The following is a 20,815-nucleotide window of genomic DNA, read 5'->3' on the forward strand; positions in this document are numbered from 1 at the left end:
CACACAAAGGACGACACGATGGATGGCGGCAATTTCGATCTCAAGGAGGAAATCCGCGACTATTGGTCCAAAAGATCTGAGACCTTCGATCTTGCTTTCGGACATAAAATCTCAGCCGGTCCGGAAGCCGAGGCATGGCAGAAACCGATCCGCGAGCTGATCGGCGCGGAACCGAAACGGGTCCTTGAACTGGCCTGCGGCACCGGCGAGGTGACGCGGCTGATCCATGATCTCGGCCACGATGTTACGGCGCTCGATTTTTCAGAGGCGATGCTGGCTGTGGCACGCGCCAAACATGCCGGTAAACCGAGGCTGCGTTTCATCATGGCGGATGCCGAAAACACCATGGAGCCCGACGCATCCTATGACGCAATCATCTGCAGGCATCTGGTCTGGACTTTGACGCAACCCGAACAGACGTTCCACGAATGGTTCAGGCTTCTCCGTCCGGGCGGCCGGCTTCTGTTTTTCGACGGCGATTGGGCGACGCCGAAACCGACCGGACGCATTGCGAGACTGCTTATTGCGCTCATCGATCGTGTCGTGGGCGAAGACAGTCATTATGACGGCGCTCTGGGCAGCCGCCACGCCGCCATCATGAAGGGACTTCCATTCGGTGAAGGGCTGCGGCCTCACATGTTGATGCCGTTGCTGACTGGCGCTGGCTTCGCGGAGATAAAACTCCATTCCCACGACCCAATCGCCAAAGCGCAGCGTAAAAAAGCCGACCTGCGCAACCGGCTGCGCACCTTCGTTTATCGACGCTTTATCCTGACCTGCCAACGTCCGTGACGTTGTCGCGAAGGCGTTTTCTGGTCCGGACCGCCGTCTCAACCGCAATTTAGTTCCATAATCTATCTTATGCGATCATCGCATGCGGCGGTCATCTTGTAGATGCGATGCCTTGGGCCGCTGAAATCCGGCCCTCTCCTTGCACGACGCTGGTTAATATCAACGTTGGAACTTGCCGGTACGCAAGTCCGGTTGCCGGACGGATTTTATGACCGATCCAGAAATTATCGCAAGACGGCAAAAGGTTGTGTTTGCAGGATCGGTCCCAATACATATCAAAGCCGGTTTTACCGGGAATGTCGCAGGGCCAATCTGCGTATTTGTGCAGTATCGAATGGGCAGATTTCATGGTTTCTGTCGCGCCGCAGACATCCGGGCCTTGGCGCTTCGCCGGTTGTCCGCCCCGATCCCGGCACAGCCCCTAGAATTCGACAGCAGAACAGCCTTGGAACAGAAAATCAATTCTCACTTGTCTCGCAGATCGCTGCTCACCCTGGCCATCAGTTCATTTCTGGCTGCAGGTTGCGAGCAGGTTCCCAAGACGAAACTCGAAGTCACCGCGGCTACCCTGCCCGAACATAAAAATGAGACGACGACAGCCGCAAAAACATCGAAGGACAACGGGCCAAAGCCTGCGGGTACCGGTTTTGCTTACGACGAGATTTATGCTGCGCTTACGGATGGTGGCTTTGACGTTCCAGCTGTCAATTACCGCGCCATCGACCCACAATATCTCCGACAGGAGGTTGAATACATCACCGCAGAGCCCGCCTATTCAATTGTCGTAGATACAAATGAGAGGTTCCTCTACTGGGTTCTCCCCCGTGGCCGAGCCATACGTTACGGCGTAGGGCTTGGAACTCAGGGCCGATCATGGAAAGGGCGCGCTGTCGTTCAATGGAAGCAGAAATGGCCAAGATGGAAGGCGCCGGAGGATATGATCGCCCGTAATCCTGAACTCAAGCCATACGGTGTTGAAGCAGGCGGAATGGCCCCCGGCCCCCGGAATCCTCTGGGTGCGCGCGCCATGTACATTTTCCAGAACGGCAAGGATACGCTCTATCGTATTCATGGATCACCGAGCTGGAGAACCATAGGTAAAAATTCGTCCTCGGGTTGCGTCAGGATGCTGATGCAGGATGCGATCGATCTTTATGACCGAGTGAAGGGAAAAACGCCGCTTTTGGTCATCTGATAGCGTCAATTTGAGCGCGCAGTGACTAAGAATAACCGCTGCGGGTCAAATTTACGCCATAAACGGCACCATATTTCGCGTCGTTCGGTTTAGCGGATCTAGGGCCTTTCGGTCTTGGAAACGCCAGATCACAGCGCTCCAAACCTCGCGACAGAGGCATGGGGCAACACATATCGAGCAGCGGGAGAGACCGATATCTCCCGACATCGGCGCCGACGGAGCAACCACCCCGGAAACTCTCAGGCAAAAGGACCGCTGCAAGATCATACAAACTCTGAAAAGCGAGCTGATGCTCGCGCCGATGGTGTAAGTTCGCCGAAACAAGGTGAGCGAATCTCTCAGGCCAATGACAGAGGGGGTGCCAAAAGCCCAGGAAAAGGGCAAGGAGCACCTATGGCTGGAAGTCACCCTTCCCTATCGACAGTCGATTGCGTTGACGCAGTTTCAAGATCATTTTCAGTGTCGATGACGGCAATTGCATTTGCTGCATACGGCCTTGACAGGCGTGGCGCATTCCGGCGCGCCGTCGCTCGTGTCAGCCGGCTTCAGCTGAGGCATTTCACCCCGGTCCCCTTCAAAATTTGAACAGCTCCACGCGGTTTTACCGGGCAACGGCGCTCGACAGGTGTGGTGCAAACACCTCGCGACCTGCCTTCTCGCGGTGAGACCGCTATGCGGTTCTCGTACGAACACTACCTAATTCAGGAAATTTAAAATGGTCGATTGGGAAGATTTGCGATTTTTCTCCGCCTTCGCTCACCACGGCTCCATCACGGCAACCGCCAAGGCGCTACGCGTCGATCATACGACTGTCAGTCGGCGCATCACATCGCTGGAAACCTCGCTTTCGGTGAAGCTCGTGGATCGCAGGCCACGATCATATGTACTGACCGATATGGGCCGCGACGTCGCGAACTTCGCCGAGGAAATGAGCAGGTCTGCATTTGCTCTGAGCCGTTGCGCTGGTTCCGGCCAGAACGGTATCGAAGGTGATATCGTGGTATCCGCCCCGCCATCGCTGCTCTACAGCTTCATTGCACCGCAAATCTCCACGCTGCAATCTCAGCATCCTGACGTAAGGCTCCGTCTTGTCGGCACCATGGAGGCCATGTCCCTCTCCAAGGGAGAAGCGGATATTGCCATCAGCCTCAAGCGGCCGAGCGAAGCCACACTGGTTGCGCGCCGCCTTGGACAATTGTCCTATTTCCTCTATGCCGATCCTGCCTACCCGACGAGAAATGGCCCCCCTCTTTACATCAGTTACGACGATACCATGCGGGAGTCGGATCACTATCGCTGGCTTGATGACAGGCTTTCGGCCGACGAGGTTTTCATGTGCAGCAACGATCTGCGCATACAGGCTGCCGCCGCCGCGGGCGGGTGTGGAGTGGCACTGCTGCCCGCCTACCTCGCCGCCGAACATGGTCTTGTGAGATTCGATCCACTCGATCCAGGCATCAGGATCGACGTATGGCTGGTGATCCACGAAGACGTGCGCGACACGCCACGCATACGTGTTGCCATGGACTTCATAAGTGAAAGCCTCAAGCCCTTGTGGCGTTCCTGATTATGCGCAGATCGAGCCTGCGCCATTGCCGAATTTTCCGGGATTTGGCGCGGTGTAAAATGCCGCGTGACAGGGTCTGTCCTGCACGCGTGCAGTGACCGGTTGGACCCGCCCGCCTTCCCACCCTATTCCCGACGCGTGAGCGTGGAGTATTTTCATGTCTTTGATTGCTCGTTACAGGAAAGGTACCATTGGATACCTTGTTCTTCCTGCGAAAAAACGCAGCGTAAAGTCTTCCACTCGAAATCGTCAGCGGGTGGGCCTGCTCATCGTGGCATTCGCGATCGGTTATGCCGCGATCGCAGTCCGCCTTTTGCAATATGGCTATTTTTCCGAGAACGAAGCGACGGCGAGCATTCCGCGATCACCCAATATAATCGCCTCCCGCCCCGACATTCTGGACCGCAACGGCCAGCTTATCGCAACGGATATCAATCTCATCTCGCTTTATGCGGAGCCTCGTCGCGTTGTTGATGCAAATGAGGCCATCGAAAAGCTCGCCTCTGTTGTTCCCGATCTGGACTGGGCTGATCTGCACAGAAAACTAACGTCTGACTCCGGTTTTCAGTGGATCAGGAGACAGCTTACGCCCCGCCAGGAGGCTGAGATCATGCGCCTTGGCATTCCGGGCATCGGATTCAGACCGGAAAAGCGGCGTTTTTATCCAGGCGGCCCGGTGGCGTCCCACATTGTCGGGCATGTCAATATCGACAATCAGGGGCTGGCGGGCATTGAGCGCTATCTCGACAGGCAAGGTCTGGCAGACCTGCGTGGCGTCGGCCTTACAGATCCCACCCAGCTTGAACCGGTCCGGCTGTCCATCGATTTGCGTGTTCAGAGCATCGTGCATAACGTCGTTGGCGATGCCGTGAGGAACTATCAGGCGGAAGCCGCAGGTGCCGTCATAATCGATGTCGACACAGGCGAGGTTCTCGCGATGACATCCGTCCCCGATTATGACCCGAATGAACCTTCGCGCCGCCTTGCCGACGGCACGATCGACAGGGACTACGAAAAGGGATGGTTCAACCGCATGAGCAATTCAGCGGTTGAAATGGGCTCGACCTTCAAGGCGTTTACCCTTGCCATGGGGATTGATGCGGGCGTCGTCACTCTGAACTCGGTCGTGGATGCCTCCCGTCCCCTGAAAATGGGTGGTTTCACCATCCGGGATTTCCACGGCCGAGGAAGGCCGCTGACAATCCGGGAAGTCTTTCGCTACTCATCAAATATCGGCACGGCAAAGGTCGCTGATCTCGTTGGCCTGGAAAATCACCAGCAGTTTCTCTTCAGACTGGGCCTGTTGTCAAAGATGCAGACGGAGTTGCCGGAAATAGCTTCGCCCACGGCGCCAAGGAACTGGAAAAAGATCAATTCCGCAACGATTTCCTTCGGTCACGGCCTGGCCACGACACCGCTACAGACGGCTGCGGCTGCGGCGGCCCTTGTCAACGGCGGCATGTTCCGGCACCCGACTTTCATTGCCGACAGTGGGAGGCGTCACCAAATCACCGGCAGGCGTGTCCTGCAGGCCTCGACCAGCGCAAAGGTCCGCGAGCTGTTCTGGTACAACGGCACCCAAGGTTCGGGCCGAAACGCCCAGGTGGTCGGTTTTGATGTAGGCGGGAAAACCGGGACAGCGGAAAAGGTTATCAATGGCAAATACGCGAAGAACCTGAACTTCAATACATTCCTCGCGGCATTCCCCATGCACCGCCCCCGTTATTTGGTGCTGTCGATCATTGACGCCCCGCTTTCCGGTGAGCGCGGCGGGCGCCTGGCGGCCTTCAATGCCGCGCCGATGGTGCGCGATATCATCGAGCGCGCCGCACCGCTTCTCGGGGTTCGGCCGTCATTCGGGAACCCGCAGGCATCTCCTTTGATGAACTACTGAATAGACGATGAACCCACGTCATTCGCAGATACTGAGTTTTCAGGTTATTCGATGATCTTTCCCCCGACGAGCGACATTATCCATATCCTCTATTTCGTTGCGATTGTCGCAGAAGCCATGACAGCCGCCCTCGCCGCCGGCCGTCGCGAAATGGATTGGATCGGCGTATTTCTGCTTGGATGTATTACCGCCCTCGGCGGTGGAACCGTGCGCGATGTTTTTCTGAACCACTATCCGCTGTCGTGGGTCGAAAATCCCAGCTATCTCCTCGTGACGGGATTATCGGCTCTGGCGACGATCCCGATCGCCCGATATATGTATCACCTGCGCAAGATGTTCCTTTTTCTCGACGCGATAGGACTGGTCGTCTTCACCGTCATCGGCTGCCAGATTGCGTCAAGCCTCAACCTGCCGCTGATTGTCGTGGTGGCGGCTGGCGTGCTGACCGGATGTCTGGGCGGCGTACTTCGGGATATCCTGTGCAACGAAGTACCGCTCTTGTTTCGTTCGGAACTCTATGCAACCGTCTCAGTCTTTACGGGCCTGATCTACTTGATCGTGCCCCTTGTGGGTGTCTCCCACGCGATATCCTCGCTCGTTGCAATGGCCCTCGGCTTGATGCTCCGGCTCCTTGCAATACGCTTCAACTGGTGTGTGCCGACATTCGTCTACACGAAAGATCCTCGTTGAGGAGCGAGTGCGTTCTTCCTTCAGGGGTGGACGCGCGCGATTGTTCATGATTGGCGTATCGGTCTCGCCCGGCAGGATGGTGGTCGCCCGGATACCCTGGATAAGTCCGGTTCAGAATCGACACATATGGATGTAGAACCACTCTCGGGCGCCAGACGACACTGTCGTGGCGCGACGATGAGGAGATGTCGATGAACCACCCCGCCTATTCAGTCGTGGCAAGAACCCCTTCCGTCGAGGAGTATCTGCATCTGCGCGCCGTGGCAGGGCTTAGCCCGTTCTCGCGGGAGGCGGCAGAGAAAGGCTTGCGGGGCACCGTTTTTTCCGTGCTGGTTCTGCACGAGGATTCCGCCATCGGCATGGGCAGGATTATCGGTGACGGCGGCTGCTTTTTTCAGGTGGTGGACATCGCCGTCAAGCCCGAACATCAGGGCCGCGGGCTGGGCAAGGCGATCATGAATGCGCTGATGGAGCATGTGAAGAGCGAGTTTCCCGCATCAGCCTATGTCAGCCTGATCGCCGATGTGCCGGCTAATAAATTATATGAAAAATTCGGCTTCAAGGAGACCGCGCCCCGGTCGCTTGGAATGGCATATCGCGTCAATGTATCGGAGTGAGACGGTCAAGCATTCTGCGCCGCTTTGAAAACCGCCAGTTGATCGGCGAAAGCCCGCCTATAGGCGGGACGCGCTTCACCTCTGGCCACATAAGCTGAAAGGTTCGGATATTCGTCGAGAATGCCTGAACTTATGATCCTTTGCAGGACCGACACCATCAGCAGATCGCCGGCGCTGAACGCACCATCGAGCCAGTCGGCGGCGCTGAGGCGGCGGGACAATTCACCGAGCCGCCTGCGAATGCGTTCATTCACCATTCGAAGGCGTTCATCATGCCAGCTTTTGTCCCTTTCGAGAAAGCCGGTGACAAAGTGCTCGACGATTGGCGGCTCCATGGTGTTGAGGGCCGCAAACATCCAGCTTATCGCCCGCGCCCGGGCTCCCGCTTCTTCTGGCAGCAAGCCGGCATGGCTCTCGGCTATATGAAAGATGATGGCGCCGGATTCGAACAGGACGAGGCCGCCTTCTTCATAGGTCGGAATCTGTCCGAAGGGCTGAAGCATGAGATGTTCCGGTTCCTTCATCGCCTTGAAGGAGAGAAGGCGCACATCATAGGGCTGGCCCACTTCTTCCAGTGCCCAGCGAACACGCATGTCACGGGCGAGACCCTTGCCGCCATCGGGTGAGCGTTCAAAGGCGGTAATCGTGATCGTCATCGGTATTCTCCATCACATCGGGTTTGGAGACGGCGTGGTGATGCCGCGCCAGAATAGGCGTTTCAAATAGTGAAAACAATCTTTTCGCGCCTTATCGGGCTAAGGCGCTTCCCCGGCGGGATATCCAGATCAACACCGGCAATGCCGCGCAAGACAGCGCTGCGCCCAGGATGAAGGTGCCGAACGATCCGTGGATATCCCACACCAATCCGGCGATGACATTGCCGAGGAGCACCGCCACACCCATCATCAGGTTAAAGACGCCGAAGGCGGTGCCCTTGAGATTTGACGGCGCCGTTTCTGCGATGAGGGTGGCGAACAGACCCTGCGACAGGCCCATATGCAGGCCCCAGAGAAGAATGCCGATCAGGAACAGCGGAATGGAGTTGGCATAAGCGAGCACGAGATAGGAGGCTGCCAGCACCACCACGCTTGAAGCGAGAATGCCCGACCGGCCGATGCGGTCTGAAAGCCGGCCGGCTGGATAGGCCGTCAGGCCGTAAACGGCATGCATGATGACCATGGTGATCGGTATCCAGGCCGGCCTGAACCCCGCCTCCTCCGATTTCAGCAACAGGAATGCCTCGCTAAACCGCGCAAAGGTCAAAAGCGACGCCCCAAGGATCACCACCCAGACCGCAGGATTGAGCTTTGCAAAATCGGCGATCCGGAACGGCTTGTCCGATTTCGTTTTCGCCGGCGCATCCGGCTCTTTCACGCCGATCATGAGGATGAAAACGGCAAGGAATGCGGGAATGACCGCGATCCAGAAAATGGCGAGAACATTTTCGCTCAGTGCAAACATCAGCGCGATCGCCGCCAGCGGCCCGATGAAACCGCCGACCGTATCAAGCGACTTTCTGAGCCCGAATGCCGCTCCCCGGATTTCGGTGGGCGTCACATCGGCAATCAGCGCGTCACGCGGTGTTCCGCGAATGCCCTTGCCGACGCGATCCACCGCCTTGGCGGCGACAATGCAGCCTAGCGAGGTGGCGAAGGGAAAAGCGAGTTGGAGATCGCCCCAAGACCATATCCGATCACCGCAAGCATCTTCCGTCGCCGCGTCCAGTCCGCGATAATCCCGGAAAATAGCTTGGTGGTGGTCGCGATGGCAACCGACAGGCCCTCGATGAAACCGACGGTGACGGCAGAAGCGCCAAGGCCCGAGACGAGATAATAGGGCAACAGCGTCTGTACCATCTCCGAGGAGATATCCATCAGCAGGCTGACGAAACCAAGGACCCAGACTGTGGGCGGTATGCGCGCCCGAACGGCCGCTGAAACCGGCGCAGAGGATGTTGTCATGAATGGCCCCCGATCCACTCTGGAATAATGGCGGCACCTGCGACATTCAACCGGTCTCGCCAATGATTTTCGCTCTCCTGCCGCCGCCTTAGGGGATGGAACGTCATCGGCATTCGGCTCTCCTGACCTATATCAGTGTGAAAAAACGACCGATGGCGCCTCCCCGCCCGTTCCTCTAGTAGCGACAACCCGCCCGGCGCTTTTGGCGGCGTGGCCAAAGGTCGCATAAGCTTGCCGCAAATTCAGCAGATTCTCTTGTCCGTATCACGCGTGTCAGAAATTGTCGGACTGGCCATAACCGCCATGGAACGTCATCAAGCTTTTGCGGGAACTTCGCAAACTTTTGCTGCTTGGCAACGTCACCGCGGCGCGATGAAAAGGCTGGCCATTTCGCGCAGACACACTAAGCTTCGGCGCCGGATACGGATTGCCGAAAATCATCAGAATTTCAGTTCAAATCATTAGGGAGAAACTATCAGATGAGCCTGCGTATCAACGACATAGCACCTGATTTCACCGCCGAGACCACCCATGGGCCGGTAAGCTTTCACGACTGGATCGGCGACGGCTGGGCGGTGCTGTTTTCGCATCCGAAGAATTTCACGCCGGTTTGCACCACGGAACTTGGCGCGATGGGCGGCCTGCAGCCGGAATTTGAAAAACGCGGCGTCAAGATCATCGGCATTTCGGTCGATCCGGTCGAAAGCCATGAGAAGTGGAAAAACGACATCCGCACCGCGACAGGTTTCAATGTCGATTATCCGCTGATCGGCGACAAGGACCTGAAGGTCGCCAAGCTCTATGACATGCTGCCGGCCGGTGCCGGCGACAGCTCCGAAGGCCGCACCCCGGCTGACAACGCCACCGTGCGTTCTGTTTTCGTCATCGGCCCCGACAAGAAGATCAAGCTGGTCCTCACCTACCCGATGACCACCGGCCGCAACTTCGAGGAAATTCTTCGCGCGATCGATTCCATCCAGCTGACGTCCAAGCACCAGGTGGCAACGCCCGCCAACTGGAAACAGGGCGAGGATGTCATTATTACCGCCGCCGTCTCCAACGAAGATGCGATTGCCCGTTTCGGCTCCTACGACACGGTTCTTCCCTATCTTCGCAAGACGAAGCAGCCCGGCTGATTTGAAATATCAATGGAGGCGATGAACCTTCATCGCCTCTCTTTTTCAGCCCCTCGCAGCGGCGACCTCTGCCAACCCTAGGGCTTTATCGTTCCACCATGATAGTCGAGCCGATAAACCTCGATATCCTCGCGATAAATCCTCTCCACCCCGGTAAAAGATCGGAATTCGCCTTCATTCGCGTCCACATAAATCAGCTCCTCAAGCTGATGGGTGAAACCACCGAGAAACCGCCCTTCCTTATAAAGCCTTGAGAGGGAGTGCTGGATGACCCTGCCCGCCATCCCGGCGTCGATCATATCCGGTCTCAGGATACGACCATAATAATTCATCGCCCATAGCGCGACGCCCTGATGCCAGACCACCTCCTGCCCGATGAAATCGGTTCCGCCGAAGTAGCTGTCGATATAGTGCCAGTCGCCTTGCCGATAGGTGAGATCATGCGATCCCTTTCGGGTAGAAATCGCGGATTTATCGCCGCCGCCGACATAGGTGGCAGACTTGGCCTGAACGATGAATTCTTCCAGCATCCGACATCTCCAAACAATAGAACATAAAGAGAACATACGGAAGTCTCGGCGTTGTCGCAAGCCCATTCCCGTGCCTTGTCAAGCCAGCATTTCGGCGACGACGGGCTTGGTAATCGCTGCATTTGCCCGTAAAAGCGTCGCAAGAATTATCTGCGAAGAGTGCCCATGTCGAAAAACCCGCAAATCTATGTCGATGCCGATGCCTGCCCGGTGAAACCGGAGATCCTCAAGGTGGCCGAGCGACATGGGTTGGAGGTGACCTTCGTCGCCAATTCCGGCCTGCGCCCCTCGCGGGATCCGATGGTGAAGAACGTCATCGTATCGGCCGGTTTCGATGCGGCTGACGACTGGATTGCTGAACATGCCAGCGAAAACGATATCGTCATCACCGCCGATGTGCCGCTGGCCGGGCGCTGTGTTGCCAAGGGCGCGCTGGTGACGGGACCGACGGGCCGTGTTTTTGACCAGGCCAATATCGGCATGGCCACGGCAATGCGTGATCTTGGCGCGCATCTGCGTGAAACCGGTGAGAGCAAGGGATATAACGCAGCTTTTTCGCCGCGCGACCGCTCCGCTTTTCTGGAGACGCTTGACCGCTTCTGCCGCCGTGTCAAAAAATGAGGCTGCAAACAGAAAGGTGCCGCCCATGACCACGGCCAAACCAAAAAGCTCCGCGACGACCGGCAGCAATGCCTTTCGCCGACATCAGCCTTTCGTCTTCGCTTTTTTCGCCGGTGCTCTTGGTCTTGGTCTGGCATTGGCCTTGGCGCCATCGCTTGCCATAGAAATCGCAGCCGTTCTTTTTTTCCTGACCTATCTGACGCTGGTTGCCTTTCGTCTGCCGGGATTGACGGCGCAGCATCTGAAGGCCCATGCCGATAGCGACGATCTGCCGGCAATCGCCATCATCGCCGTCACGCTGCTTGCGGTGGCGGTTGCCGTTGTCTCATTGTTTCAGGCGCTCAATCATACGGGCGAAACCGTATGGACCCTGCTCATCGCCTTCGCCTCGGTGATTTTCGGCTGGCTGACGATCCACACCATGACGGCCCTGCACTATGCGCATTTATACTGGCGGCCGGCCATGGTGGATGGCAAGCGCCAGCATCGCGGCGGCATGGATTTTCCGGCGACGAAGGAACCCTGCGGTTACGACTTCCTCTATTTTGCCGTGGTGATCGGCATGACGGCGCAGACATCGGATGTGGGGGTGACAACGACCGCCATGCGCAAGGTCACGCTGCTTCACTCCATCGTTTCTTTCTTTTTCAACACGGTTCTGGTGGCGGCGGCGGTGAATGCCGCTGTCTCGCTTGCGGGCTGAACCGGAAAACTTTTCTCAAAGGAATGGCTTCATGAACATCATTTCGCAAAATACGGCTTTTGACGGCATGCAGGGCGTATTTTCGCACACATCCGAAACCCTGAAGTCCGAGATGACCTTTGCGGTCTATGTGCCGCCGAAAGCGGTCCATGAGCCCTGCCCGGTTGTCTGGTATCTCTCCGGCCTCACCTGCACCCATGCCAATGTCATGGAAAAAGGCGAATATCGCCGCATGGCTTCCGAACTGGGCCTGATCATCGTCTGCCCCGATACCAGCCCGCGCGGCAATGACGTGCCGGATGAGCTGACCAACTGGCAGATGGGCAAGGGTGCCGGCTTTTACCTCGATGCCACCGAGGCACCGTGGTCTGAGCACTACCATATGTACAGCTACGTGACGGAAGAGCTGCCGGCCCTCATCGGCCAGCATTTCCGCGCGGATATGAGCCGCCAGGGCATATTCGGCCATTCGATGGGCGGCCATGGTGCGATGACCATCGCGCTCAAGAACCCCGAGCGGTTCAAGAGCTGCTCCGCCTTTGCACCGATCGTGGCGCCCTCCTCCGCCGACTGGTCCGAACCGGCGCTGGAAAAATATCTCGGTGCGGATCGGGCCGCCTGGCGTCAATATGACGCCTGCTTACTGGTTGAAGATGGCGCCCGCTTTCCCGAGTTCCTGATCGACCAGGGCAAGGCCGATAGCTTCCTCGAAAACGGCCTGCGCCCATGGTTGTTCGAAGAGGCGATCAAGGGCACGGATATCGGCCTGACATTGCGCATGCACGATCGCTATGACCATTCCTATTATTTCATCTCCACCTTCATGGACGACCACCTGAAGTGGCACGCCGAGCGGCTGAAATAAGGATGAAGACAGGGCTGGCGGCGCCCTGAGAGCGCCGCCATTTCAGGCCCGGCCGGACATCATGGGATGCGGGCAATAACCTTGATCTCGAAATCGAAACCGGCGAGCCAGTTGACACCGACGGCAGTCCAGTTCGGGTAAGGCGATTTGCTGAAAATCTCCTGTTTGACCTTCATGATGGTTCCAAACTGGTTTTCCGGGTCCGTGTGGAACGTCGTCACGTCGACTATGTCGTCAAAGGTGCAGCCTGCCGCCTCAAGCGTGGCTTTCAGGTTCTCGAAGGCGAGCCGGACCTGCTGTTCAAAGTCCGGTTCAGGCGTTCCGTCGGCACGGCTGCCAACCTGCCCGGAAACGAACAGAAGGTCACCGGAGCGAATGGCTGCGGAATAGCCATGTTCCTCGTAAAGCGCGTGCCTGTTGGCAGGGAAAATCGCTTCGCGTTCGGTCATTTTGCTTCTCTCTTTTGGGTTGAGTGGCAATGGACGGCGAAGCATTGTTTTCAAAGCTTCGAACGTCACTTCACATACGTTACGTATGCGAGATAGTGACGTACGCAACGTATGTCAATTAAGATACGCAACGTATGTGAAGCTAAGAACGCTGAGGCTCATTTTTTGAAGCAGTGGATCCACAGCAAAGGGACGAATGGCTTTCGTATGCCCACCTCGCGTCCTGTTTATGGAAAAAGCGCCGTCGCCAGTGTCGTCGGGCCGGATCGGTTCAGCCGGAATTCGCGGATCACCCGTTCAGCGACGCCATAGGCAAGTTCCTGCTCGATGGACTGATTGTCGAAGCTGACAACGGTGGCGGTGAATTTGGCCTCGGCGATCACCTCGCCGGTTGCCACGGCCGCAGCGCGGACGATCACCTTGGCCGAGGCGCGCTCCCCGAACAGGAACGGCGCGCGCGTGACGGATGTGAGACGGATGGTCAGCACAACGCGTGGTCTGGTCTCGCCACGCGCCGTCGTCCTGATAGCACTCTGTACCTGAGCATGGATGGATTGCATCAGCGCCGGTGCGACATCCGGGCGTGCGGCGACGAATGCGCCGCGCACATCGTAAAGCAACCGGTCGGCATTGGTCGCTTCCGGTTCCAGCCTGAAAGACATGAGCGTGAAACACGCCAGCAAAACAATGCCAAGGCGTTTCAGCGTGGTGTTCATGATCAGCGGCTCCCCTAACGTGAGGTAACCGCATATTCGATCATCAGGGTTAGAAAACCGTTAAGAGGCGCTCTTCAGCGACTCCAGAACATGGAGTGCCGCGCGCATATCGATGAGCCTGACGGCGCGGCGTTCCAGCGCCTCCTCATCCTCACCCCATTGTTCGGCGGTCCAGTCCTCGTCGAGATGGGCAAGCGCCCAGGTCTCCTCAAGAGTCAGCTCGCCTTCCGCCAGTGCAAGGGCCAGAATGGCGGAGCCGGTCAATGACGTCATGGTGTGAAGAGCAGCAAGTGCGATCGGCGCATCGTATTTCCGCAGCGTCACCGCGAAGGCAGCGATGGCTTCGCGCGGCTGGTCACGGTGCATGACACCTTCGACGAGAATAAAGCGGGCGCCAAGCACATTGGCGGCCCAGTCGAGCACCGGATCCCAATGGTCAGTCTGACGTTGAACCAGTGCTTCGGGATCGCCGGCGCGATAACACAGGAGATCGGAGGACGAGAAACGCAGGATGTCTTCGAAAACCGCCTGGGTGTCGCTGGCGATGCCATCAATGGCGGTGTTCACGTGCCGAGACACCGGCATGACCACCGGGTTCACCACTTCTTTCTGCGCATCCCACTCGTCGCGAAGCAGGCCTGCGAGCGCCTTCGTCGGCACGATCAGCGGCTTCTTGGCGGGCGTGCGCAGCGGCTTGCCATCAAGATGGATGGTGAAACCGCCCTCCTCCACATCAGCGACGGTCACGTCCTTGTAGAACCGCTTCGGCAAAGGCTTCTGCATCTGGATTTGCGCACGCAGGATCGGGTCGGGGTGGCTCAGGCCCTCCGAAAGGTCGTTCAGGAGATCACGCATGGCACGTCCTCATCAGTCAGGTAGAAGATTATTCAAATGTCGGCCGGAACATAGGCCGGGATTTCACGCGGGTGGCTGACGACGGCATCGGCGCCGGCCTTCCAGAGATCGTCGACCGAGGCATAACCCCAGGCAACACCGATGGCTTTTGCGCCAGCGGCTTTGGCCATCTGCATGTCATAGATCGCATCGCCGATGACGACAGTGTCGGCCGGAACCATGCCGGTTTCATGGCAGCATTCCATCACCATGGCCGGATGCGGCTTGGACGGGCAATCATCCGCCGTGCGCGAAACGATGAAGTGATCCGTAAAACCGTGGGTTTCGAGAATATGGGTCAGCCCGCGCCGACCCTTGCCGGTGACGGCGCCGATCAGCACGTCATCCCGTTTCGAAAGCGTGTCAATCAAAGGCGCGATGCCGTCGAAAAGCGGTTCGATCATGCCCGGGCGCTCCCGGATCGGGTGATAGATTTCACGATAACGCGCCGTCATCGCAAGCGCCTCGTCATCCACATGCGTCTTGCCGAGCATGCGGGCTATGGCGATATCGAGCGTCAGGCCGATGATCGCCTTGGTCTGCGAGATATCCGGACGCGGCTTTCCGAAATCGGCAAACGTGTCGGCCATCACGGCATGGATAAGGCCGGCGCTGTCCACCAGCGTGCCGTCGCAATCGAAAAGAACCAGTTTCATCTGATATCAATCTTCCCTATCGCCATCGGCCACGTCGAGGCCGAGCAGGTTCCAAGTCTGCACCATATGCGGCGGCAAAGGCGCGCTGACCCGAAGGCGGCCGCCATTAGGGTGCGGTATGTCGATATGGCGCGCATGCAGGTGCAGGCGCTTCTGGATGCCGCCCGGGAAATCCCAGTTCGGATCGTCGATGTAATATTTGGGATCGCCGATGATCGGATGTCCCATATGCAACGCATGAACGCGAAGCTGGTGGGTACGGCCGGTATAGGGTTCCATTTCCAGCCAGGCGAGGTTCTGCGCGGCTGTATCGATGACACGGTAATAGGAAATGGCGTGATCGGCCCCCTCCTCGCCGTGTTTGGCGATGCGCATGCGGTCGCCATCCATCGTCTGCTCTTTAACCAGCCAGGTGGAAATCTTGTCCTGATGTTTGCGCGGCACGCCCTTGACCAGCGCCCAGTAAGTTTTCTTGGTATCGCGCTCACGGAAGGCGGCCGTCAGCTTCTGCGCCGCACCTCTTGTGCGGGCAACCACCAGCACGCCTGACGTATCGCGGTCCAGACGGTGCACCAGACGCGGCTTTTCACCCTTCGGGCTCGTCCATGCTTCCAGAAGCCCGTCAATATGACGGTTGACGCCGGAACCGCCCTGCACGGCAATGCCGGCCGGCTTGTTGAAAACGAAAACCTTGTCGTCTTCATGCAGCAGCATGCGCGCCAGAAGTTCGGCGTCTTCCGAATGTTTGAGGTCCCTGGAGCCAATCGGGCCGGTTTTGACCTTCAGGTCGGAATCAACCGGCGGCACGCGCACCATCTGCCCCGGCTGCACCCGCGCATCCGTCTTCACCCGGCCGCCATCCACGCGCACCTGGCCGGAACGCAGCAGCTTCTGCAATTGGCCGAAACCAAGGCCCGGATAATGAATCTTGAACCAGCGATCCAGGCGCATACCGGCCTCGTCGGCCTCGACCTTGATATGCTCGATACCTGCCATGAAATTTCCAGTCTTTCTGTCTTGATCGCGCGCTCTGTTCGTCGGCGCGCCGTTTGGATCAAGCCTTTAGAACAAACTGCGGCCCAAGGCCAGCCCGGCAAAAACCGCAGCGATGGAAACCACAAGGCTTGCAAGGATGTAAACGGCCGAAAGGCCGAGCGCGCCGCGTTCGAAAAGTGTTACCGCATCAAGCGAGAATGACGAAAATGTCGTGAAGCCGCCAAGCACGCCGGTGACGAGAAACAGACGCATTTCCATCGAGGCATTCAATCGCCGCGCCACCAGTTCGACCAGAAGACCGATCAGGAACGATCCGACCACATTGACCGCCAGCGTTCCCCAGGGAAAATTCACCCCCGCCAGCCGAACGCTCCAGACGCCGACCAGATAACGAAAAACGGAACCGATTGCGCCGCCGACGGCGACAAGAGCGATATTCACCATGGGGATTATGTCTCCGGAGGAAATGGCCGGACCGGGCAGTCCGACGCAGTTTTAGACCATCATAATCGCAGGCGAAAGTCCTCTGCCCGCCGCTTGCGTCCACTAAAATACGATTAAATTGCAGCCCCGTGATTTAGCCTTCCAACAAGACGCGGATGGTATTCTCCAATTTTCAAGGGTCGCGAAGATGGCCGGAGGTTGAATGACACAGGTTCTTTCCGTTTCTGCGAATACGGCAGCCTATGCGCTGGAAGCCGTCAAGCCATCGCAGCGCGTGCCGCGCAAGAGCGAGGTCGAAGAGGCCATTCACGAACTGGCGCGCAAGGCCGAACATGGCGACGATTTCCAGCTGCGAGCCCTGATGACCGCCATCAAGCCGCCGGCGCTCACCCTCTATTTCCTCACCGCCGCCAGCCAGCGCCATGAACCGCAGGCGACGCTCGAACAGGCTGTGGAAGCCTATGAGGAAAACAACACCAAAACTCGATCTGAAAATAACAATTTAAATCAGACTGATATCTGAATATTTTAATTTTATGTCTGAATACAGGTGCGCGATCGACAGGCCTTCGGCATTCAGGCTGGCGTCAGGATGATTTTCTAAATATTTTCAACCGAATGCCGGAAAAATCACGGAGGCGACGGCCATCACGCCTTTTCCGCCACGGCGCTAGAAACGAGATACAATAATAAAAAAGCTTGCGGCTACCGGACCTGTCACGCGTTCCGGTAGCCGTTCTTTATTGATCAATTGTGCTGGTGGTCGCCGCCGTTACCCTTGGCCGCGCTGGCGGCGGAGAGTACGATCTCGACCTTGCCGGCCTTTTCGAAGATCAACGTTACCGGCACTTTGTCGCCTTCGGCAAAGGGCTTCTTCACGTCGAAGAACATCATGTGCAGGCCGCCGGGTTTCAGTTCCACGGTCTGGCCGGCGGGAATGACGATGCCGTCATCCAGCTTGCGCATCTTCATGACGTCGTTGACCATAGCCATCTCGTGGATTTCGGCACGACCGGAAGTGGAGGATTCGACGCCGATCAGCTTGTCGTCGCTGGTGCCGGCGTTCTTGATCGTCACGTAGCCGCCTCCCACTGGCTGGCCCGGCAGCATGGCCTTGGTCGCACCGCCGGAAACCTCAAGGCTGCCGGCCTTCACGACATCCATATCCATGGCGCCATGATCATGGCCGCCGGCAGCATGGGCCGCCTTTGCGGCAACGCGAATGGTTGGGGCGGGGCTTTTCAGCGAGTGCGGATCGACACCGGCTGCCGCCACCTCGTCCCAGGAAACCTTACCCTTGTCGCCACAAAGCTGCGTTACCTTGAAGGGCAGGTCCTGTCCGGCTTCGATGCCGGAGATTTTGCCCTGTACGGCGAAGGTGTCGTAAAATTCATCCGGCAGATTGCCCCCCTTCCAGCGGATTTCGACCGGGCCGCTTTTGATTTCCTTGCCGTGGTTCTTGTAGGCCTTCTGGTAGTCACCCTTGATGACTTCCAGCTCCCAGCCGGCCTTGGGCTGCGGCTTGGCGGAAATGAAGCCTTCCGGCAGCTTGATCTGCACTTCTGTCGTGGCAAGTCCGCCGTCACAGCCGTGCGGCACCTGCAGCGCGGCAACAACGGTGCTTTCCTGTTCAGCCGAGCCGTCAACGAAAGTGGCGTGGGCGAAAGCCTGCGCGGTCGAAACCGAGGCGACGAACAATGTGCAGGTGATGATTTTGGTGGTCTTCATGTCTTTTGTCCCTTCGACTGCATCCCTTAAGGGCCGTGGCAGTCGCTCCGTGCCGCCAGCAGGCGGCGATGATCCCGTAAAACGAAAAATCAGGCGGACAGGGATGGAGGCCCACGCGCTGCGGGTTTCTCAATCGTCAGGACAGAGCGGAAGCTCCAATTTGCGCTCAGGCGATTGTCGAGCCAGGAGAATTCGGTCTTCAGCCAGCCTTCGGTATCAGGTATCGGCAGAAGAATGGACGAGGCCAGCAGGCAGGCCTCGCAAAACAGCATGGCATCGCCGGAATGGGCCGGATCGTCCTTGCCATGGGAGACGTTGACGCCATCGCCGTGGCCAAGGCAGATTTCCGCAAAGGTGCCGTCCGGCAGCCGGTAGCTCTCGTCCAGAGACACCGTCGGCGCTGCGGCCAGCACGGGCTTGTGGGCAAAACCGAGCGACAACATCAAGGCCGCGCAGAAAATGCGAAGCATTCTCTCCATCCCTGTCAGTCGTCGGTTTCGATTTGCATCCATGACCTCATGCGATATCCCGCTTTCCCGTCGATTTCAAAGGGGAATTTTGCCGCATGCTTGACGTCTCGCAAGGGAACAATCGTCGCAAGGCGGCATTTCCCTGCTGGAACAATCGTTTCAGAGGAGGCAGACATGCCAGCCAAATCGAAAGCCCAGCAGAAAGCGGCGGGTGCAGCACTGGCCGCAAAACGCGGCGACATCAAGAAATCCAGTTTACAAGGTGCTTCAAAAAGCATGGAGAAGTCCATGACAGAAAAGGAACTTGAGGATTTCGCCTCGACGAAACGCAAGGGCTTGCCGGAGAAAAAATCTGACTAATATTGCCTGACATTCCGACTGTTGAACGCATCTTGCGCTGCCGATGGCGCAGATGGAGCAAGAATCTGTTCAGATGCGTCATTTGGTCCTTGCCAACAGCGGGGCTTCGAAGATAATGAGCGTCGCATCATCGTTGGGAGAAGCCGCGTCACTGCGGTGCCGAAGGAGCAACCGCCCCGGAAACTCTCAGGCAAAAGGACCAGCGGTGACGACGGAACTCTGGAGAGAAGCCACCTTGATCTAAAGGACGGCTCGCCGAAGGGATAACAATCTCAGGCGACAAGGACAGAGGGGGCTCTTGAACCGGTGCGTTTGCGCCATGACCTGAGCCCGCGCGATATTTCGCGCAACCCTGGAGGCGTCCTTGGACGATACCGCCGAGCTTAAAACCACGCCGCTCCATTCCCTGCATGTTTCGCTCGGTGCCCGCATGGTGCCGTTTGCCGGTTACGACATGCCGGTGCAATATCCGGCCGGTGTGCTGAAGGAACACCTTCAGACGCGCACCTCCGCCGGTCTGTTCGACGTCTCCCATATGGGACAGGTGATTGTGAAGGCTAAGTCCGGCGACAATGCCGATGCCGCACGCGCGCTTGAGACGCTTGTGCCGGTCGATATTCTTGGCCTCAAGGAAGGCCGCCAGCGTTATGGCTTCTTCACCGACGACAACGGCCACATCCTCGATGACCTGATGGTCACCAATCGCGGCGACCATCTTTTCGTCGTCGTCAATGCGGCCTGCAAGGACGCCGATGTTGCTCATATGAAGGCGCATCTTTCCGACGCCTGCGATATCACCCTTCTTGACGACCGGGCGCTGATCGCGCTGCAGGGACCACGCGCCGAAGAGGTGCTGGCGGAACTGTGGGCTGGCGTGTCCGAAATGAAGTTCATGGATGTGCAGGAAGTGCCGCTGCATGACGTGCCCTGCATCGTTTCCCGTTCCGGCTATTCCGGTGAGGACGGTTTTGAAATCTCCGTACCCGCCGGCAAGGCGGAGGAAATCGCCAAAGCCCTGCTCGAACATCCCGATTGCGAAGCCATCGGGCTTGGCGCGCGCGACAGTCTGCGTCTCGAAGCCGGCCTTTGTCTTTATGGCAACGACATCGATACCACGACGTCACCCATCGAAGCCTCGCTTGAATGGGCAATCCAGAAGGCGCGCCGCGCCGGTGGTGATCGCGAAGGCGGTTTTCCGGGGGCGGAGCGCATTCTCGGCGAACTCAAGGATGGCACCTCGCGCCGCCGCGTCGGTCTGAAGCCCGAGGGCAAGGCGCCGGTGCGTGGCCATTCGAAGCTTTTCGCGGATGCCGAAGGCAAGACGGAGATCGGCGAAGTCACCTCTGGCGGTTTTGGCCCTTCGGTCGAAGGCCCTGTTGCCATGGGGTATGTGCCCGTGTCCTACGCGACACCCGGCACGGCGATCTTCGCCGAAGTGCGTGGCAAATACCTGCCCGTTGCCGTCGCTGCCCTGCCCTTCATCAAGCCCACCTATAAACGATAATTTCATCCCATCTCCGGAGAGAACACG

23 protein-coding genes, 2 pseudogenes and 2 riboswitches are annotated in these 20,815 nt (G+C 57.9%); of the genes and pseudogenes, 13 read left to right on the forward strand and 12 right to left on the reverse strand.

Going from position 1 to position 20,815, the window contains the following annotated elements:
• Positions 1 to 18 precede the first annotated feature (18 nt).
• The 5 genes from M0412_RS05500 (at position 19) to M0412_RS05520 (ending at position 6,138) form a co-directional block, all read left to right on the forward strand.
• Entirely contained in the window at positions 19 to 792 is a 774-nt protein-coding gene (locus tag M0412_RS05500; RefSeq protein ID WP_142839967.1) for a class I SAM-dependent methyltransferase, read from the forward strand.
• Between the two features lie 208 nt (positions 793 to 1,000).
• Positions 1,001 to 1,987, forward strand: coding sequence for a L,D-transpeptidase (locus tag M0412_RS05505; protein ID WP_309568464.1), 987 nt, complete (start codon positions 1,001 to 1,003; stop codon positions 1,985 to 1,987).
• Between the two features lie 171 nt (positions 1,988 to 2,158).
• Positions 2,159 to 2,252: riboswitch (glycine riboswitch) on the forward strand.
• A 450-nt stretch (positions 2,253 to 2,702) separates the two neighbouring features.
• Entirely contained in the window at positions 2,703 to 3,554 is an 852-nt protein-coding gene (locus M0412_RS05510) for a LysR family transcriptional regulator (protein ID WP_269699563.1), read from the forward strand.
• Positions 3,555 to 3,711: 157 nt separating this feature from the next.
• Positions 3,712 to 5,448, forward strand: a complete 1,737-nt coding sequence (locus M0412_RS05515; protein ID WP_269699562.1) for a penicillin-binding protein 2 — start codon at positions 3,712 to 3,714, stop codon at positions 5,446 to 5,448.
• 51 nt (positions 5,449 to 5,499) lie between these two features.
• Positions 5,500 to 6,138 carry a trimeric intracellular cation channel family protein gene (locus M0412_RS05520; protein WP_269699561.1) on the forward strand — a complete coding sequence of 213 codons (639 nt, stop codon included), beginning with the start codon at positions 5,500 to 5,502 and terminating at the stop codon, positions 6,136 to 6,138.
• 9 nt (positions 6,139 to 6,147) lie between these two features.
• On the opposite strand, the pseudogene M0412_RS05525 reads toward M0412_RS05520, so the two are convergent.
• Positions 6,148 to 6,237 (reverse strand): annotated as a pseudogene (locus M0412_RS05525) (3-oxoacyl-ACP reductase); the annotation flags it as partial.
• Positions 6,238 to 6,323: 86 nt separating this feature from the next.
• Between M0412_RS05525 and M0412_RS05530 the strand changes: the two are divergent.
• On the forward strand, positions 6,324 to 6,755 hold the full coding sequence (locus M0412_RS05530) for a GNAT family N-acetyltransferase (protein WP_371338109.1): 432 nt from the start codon (positions 6,324 to 6,326) through the stop codon (positions 6,753 to 6,755).
• 5 nt (positions 6,756 to 6,760) lie between these two features.
• Here M0412_RS05530 and M0412_RS05535 read toward each other — a convergent pair whose 3' ends face one another.
• Positions 6,761 to 7,411, reverse strand: coding sequence for a glutathione S-transferase family protein (locus M0412_RS05535; RefSeq protein WP_269699559.1), 651 nt, complete (start codon positions 7,409 to 7,411; stop codon positions 6,761 to 6,763).
• Between the two features lie 91 nt (positions 7,412 to 7,502).
• Positions 7,503 to 8,716: pseudogene (locus M0412_RS05540) on the reverse strand (MFS transporter).
• Between the two features lie 479 nt (positions 8,717 to 9,195).
• On the opposite strand from M0412_RS05540, the gene M0412_RS05545 reads away from it, so the two are divergent.
• Positions 9,196 to 9,852, forward strand: coding sequence for a peroxiredoxin (locus M0412_RS05545; protein WP_035217366.1), 657 nt, complete (start codon positions 9,196 to 9,198; stop codon positions 9,850 to 9,852).
• A 77-nt stretch (positions 9,853 to 9,929) separates the two neighbouring features.
• Here M0412_RS05545 and M0412_RS05550 read toward each other — a convergent pair whose 3' ends face one another.
• Positions 9,930 to 10,382, reverse strand: coding sequence for a DUF5680 domain-containing protein (locus tag M0412_RS05550; RefSeq protein ID WP_142839738.1), 453 nt, complete (start codon positions 10,380 to 10,382; stop codon positions 9,930 to 9,932).
• Between the two features lie 165 nt (positions 10,383 to 10,547).
• Between M0412_RS05550 and M0412_RS05555 the strand changes: the two genes are divergently transcribed.
• Genes M0412_RS05555 through fghA form a run of 3 tightly spaced genes read left to right on the forward strand, consistent with a single transcriptional unit; the run spans position 10,548 to position 12,571 of the window.
• Positions 10,548 to 11,003 (forward strand): YaiI/YqxD family protein, encoded by a 456-nt coding sequence (locus M0412_RS05555; RefSeq protein WP_142839737.1) that lies wholly within the window; start codon positions 10,548 to 10,550, stop codon positions 11,001 to 11,003.
• Between the two features lie 25 nt (positions 11,004 to 11,028).
• Positions 11,029 to 11,706, forward strand: coding sequence for a DUF1345 domain-containing protein (locus tag M0412_RS05560; protein ID WP_142839736.1), 678 nt, complete (start codon positions 11,029 to 11,031; stop codon positions 11,704 to 11,706).
• A 31-nt stretch (positions 11,707 to 11,737) separates the two neighbouring features.
• Complete coding sequence (gene fghA / locus M0412_RS05565; protein WP_269699556.1) at positions 11,738 to 12,571, forward strand: S-formylglutathione hydrolase; 834 nt, start codon at positions 11,738 to 11,740, stop codon at positions 12,569 to 12,571.
• Between the two features lie 59 nt (positions 12,572 to 12,630).
• Here fghA and M0412_RS05570 read toward each other — a convergent pair whose 3' ends face one another.
• The 6 genes from M0412_RS05570 to crcB form a co-directional block, all read right to left on the reverse strand.
• On the reverse strand, positions 12,631 to 13,020 hold the full coding sequence (locus tag M0412_RS05570; RefSeq protein WP_269699555.1) for a RidA family protein: 390 nt from the start codon (positions 13,018 to 13,020) through the stop codon (positions 12,631 to 12,633).
• Positions 13,021 to 13,247: 227 nt separating this feature from the next.
• Positions 13,248 to 13,736 (reverse strand): hypothetical protein, encoded by a 489-nt coding sequence (locus tag M0412_RS05575; protein WP_142839733.1) that lies wholly within the window; start codon positions 13,734 to 13,736, stop codon positions 13,248 to 13,250.
• Positions 13,737 to 13,796: 60 nt separating this feature from the next.
• Positions 13,797 to 14,591 carry an ATP12 family chaperone protein gene (locus M0412_RS05580; RefSeq protein ID WP_269699554.1) on the reverse strand — a complete coding sequence of 265 codons (795 nt, stop codon included), beginning with the start codon at positions 14,589 to 14,591 and terminating at the stop codon, positions 13,797 to 13,799.
• A 32-nt stretch (positions 14,592 to 14,623) separates the two neighbouring features.
• Entirely contained in the window at positions 14,624 to 15,286 is a 663-nt protein-coding gene (locus M0412_RS05585; protein WP_142839731.1) for an HAD family hydrolase, read from the reverse strand.
• A gap of 6 nt (positions 15,287 to 15,292) precedes the next feature.
• Positions 15,293 to 16,282, reverse strand: a complete 990-nt coding sequence (locus tag M0412_RS05590; RefSeq protein WP_142839730.1) for an RluA family pseudouridine synthase — start codon at positions 16,280 to 16,282, stop codon at positions 15,293 to 15,295.
• Between the two features lie 66 nt (positions 16,283 to 16,348).
• Complete coding sequence (gene crcB / locus M0412_RS05595) at positions 16,349 to 16,726, reverse strand: fluoride efflux transporter CrcB (protein ID WP_142839729.1); 378 nt, start codon at positions 16,724 to 16,726, stop codon at positions 16,349 to 16,351.
• Between the two features lie 202 nt (positions 16,727 to 16,928).
• Between crcB and M0412_RS05600 the strand changes: the two genes are divergently transcribed.
• The gene (locus M0412_RS05600) at positions 16,929 to 17,249 is read left to right on the forward strand and encodes a hypothetical protein (protein WP_269699553.1); all 321 of its coding nucleotides are present in this window, start codon (positions 16,929 to 16,931) and stop codon (positions 17,247 to 17,249) included.
• A 224-nt stretch (positions 17,250 to 17,473) separates the two neighbouring features.
• On the opposite strand, the gene M0412_RS05605 is transcribed toward M0412_RS05600, so the two are convergent.
• Both M0412_RS05605 and M0412_RS05610 read right to left on the reverse strand, forming a co-directional pair.
• The gene (locus M0412_RS05605; RefSeq protein WP_142839727.1) at positions 17,474 to 18,454 is read right to left on the reverse strand and encodes a copper chaperone PCu(A)C; all 981 of its coding nucleotides are present in this window, start codon (positions 18,452 to 18,454) and stop codon (positions 17,474 to 17,476) included.
• 89 nt (positions 18,455 to 18,543) lie between these two features.
• The gene (locus tag M0412_RS05610; RefSeq protein WP_269699552.1) at positions 18,544 to 18,924 is read right to left on the reverse strand and encodes a hypothetical protein; all 381 of its coding nucleotides are present in this window, start codon (positions 18,922 to 18,924) and stop codon (positions 18,544 to 18,546) included.
• A 174-nt stretch (positions 18,925 to 19,098) separates the two neighbouring features.
• On the opposite strand from M0412_RS05610, the gene M0412_RS05615 reads away from it, so the two are divergent.
• A complete protein-coding gene (locus M0412_RS05615) occupies positions 19,099 to 19,284 on the forward strand; it encodes a DUF3008 family protein (protein ID WP_142839725.1) in 186 nt (61 codons plus the stop codon).
• Between the two features lie 124 nt (positions 19,285 to 19,408).
• Positions 19,409 to 19,496, forward strand: a riboswitch (glycine riboswitch).
• Positions 19,497 to 19,648: 152 nt separating this feature from the next.
• Positions 19,649 to 20,788, forward strand: coding sequence for a glycine cleavage system aminomethyltransferase GcvT (gene gcvT, locus M0412_RS05620; RefSeq protein ID WP_269699551.1), 1,140 nt, complete (start codon positions 19,649 to 19,651; stop codon positions 20,786 to 20,788).
• Positions 20,789 to 20,815: the final 27 nt, after the last annotated feature.

The organism is Agrobacterium sp. O3.4 (assembly GCF_041414895.1).
GTDB lineage: Bacteria > Pseudomonadota > Alphaproteobacteria > Rhizobiales > Rhizobiaceae > Agrobacterium > Agrobacterium cucumeris.

What these genes read in the sequence shown, in the direction of transcription:
- M0412_RS05585 (WP_142839731.1), bottom strand. Translation starts at nt 15,286, where the DNA reads ATGAAACTGGTTCTTTTCGATTGCGACGGCACGCTGGTGGACAGCGCC.
- M0412_RS05610 (WP_269699552.1), bottom strand. Translation starts at nt 18,924, where the DNA reads ATGCTTCGCATTTTCTGCGCGGCCTTGATGTTGTCGCTCGGTTTTGCC.
- M0412_RS05605 (WP_142839727.1), bottom strand. Translation starts at nt 18,454, where the DNA reads ATGAAGACCACCAAAATCATCACCTGCACATTGTTCGTCGCCTCGGTT.
- M0412_RS05560 (WP_142839736.1), top strand. Translation starts at nt 11,029, where the DNA reads ATGACCACGGCCAAACCAAAAAGCTCCGCGACGACCGGCAGCAATGCC.
- M0412_RS05520 (WP_269699561.1), top strand. Translation starts at nt 5,500, where the DNA reads ATGATCTTTCCCCCGACGAGCGACATTATCCATATCCTCTATTTCGTT.
- M0412_RS05555 (WP_142839737.1), top strand. Translation starts at nt 10,548, where the DNA reads ATGTCGAAAAACCCGCAAATCTATGTCGATGCCGATGCCTGCCCGGTG.
- M0412_RS05515 (WP_269699562.1), top strand. Translation starts at nt 3,712, where the DNA reads ATGTCTTTGATTGCTCGTTACAGGAAAGGTACCATTGGATACCTTGTT.
- M0412_RS05530 (WP_371338109.1), top strand. Translation starts at nt 6,324, where the DNA reads ATGTCGATGAACCACCCCGCCTATTCAGTCGTGGCAAGAACCCCTTCC.
- M0412_RS05580 (WP_269699554.1), bottom strand. Translation starts at nt 14,591, where the DNA reads ATGCGTGATCTCCTGAACGACCTTTCGGAGGGCCTGAGCCACCCCGAC.
- M0412_RS05500 (WP_142839967.1), top strand. Translation starts at nt 19, where the DNA reads ATGGATGGCGGCAATTTCGATCTCAAGGAGGAAATCCGCGACTATTGG.
- M0412_RS05575 (WP_142839733.1), bottom strand. Translation starts at nt 13,736, where the DNA reads ATGAACACCACGCTGAAACGCCTTGGCATTGTTTTGCTGGCGTGTTTC.
- M0412_RS05550 (WP_142839738.1), bottom strand. Translation starts at nt 10,382, where the DNA reads ATGCTGGAAGAATTCATCGTTCAGGCCAAGTCTGCCACCTATGTCGGC.
- M0412_RS05535 (WP_269699559.1), bottom strand. Translation starts at nt 7,411, where the DNA reads ATGACGATCACGATTACCGCCTTTGAACGCTCACCCGATGGCGGCAAG.
- M0412_RS05510 (WP_269699563.1), top strand. Translation starts at nt 2,703, where the DNA reads ATGGTCGATTGGGAAGATTTGCGATTTTTCTCCGCCTTCGCTCACCAC.
- M0412_RS05590 (WP_142839730.1), bottom strand. Translation starts at nt 16,282, where the DNA reads ATGGCAGGTATCGAGCATATCAAGGTCGAGGCCGACGAGGCCGGTATG.
- M0412_RS05545 (WP_035217366.1), top strand. Translation starts at nt 9,196, where the DNA reads ATGAGCCTGCGTATCAACGACATAGCACCTGATTTCACCGCCGAGACC.
- crcB (WP_142839729.1), bottom strand. Translation starts at nt 16,726, where the DNA reads ATGGTGAATATCGCTCTTGTCGCCGTCGGCGGCGCAATCGGTTCCGTT.
- fghA (WP_269699556.1), top strand. Translation starts at nt 11,738, where the DNA reads ATGAACATCATTTCGCAAAATACGGCTTTTGACGGCATGCAGGGCGTA.
- M0412_RS05570 (WP_269699555.1), bottom strand. Translation starts at nt 13,020, where the DNA reads ATGACCGAACGCGAAGCGATTTTCCCTGCCAACAGGCACGCGCTTTAC.
- M0412_RS05615 (WP_142839725.1), top strand. Translation starts at nt 19,099, where the DNA reads ATGCCAGCCAAATCGAAAGCCCAGCAGAAAGCGGCGGGTGCAGCACTG.
- M0412_RS05505 (WP_309568464.1), top strand. Translation starts at nt 1,001, where the DNA reads ATGACCGATCCAGAAATTATCGCAAGACGGCAAAAGGTTGTGTTTGCA.
- M0412_RS05600 (WP_269699553.1), top strand. Translation starts at nt 16,929, where the DNA reads ATGACACAGGTTCTTTCCGTTTCTGCGAATACGGCAGCCTATGCGCTG.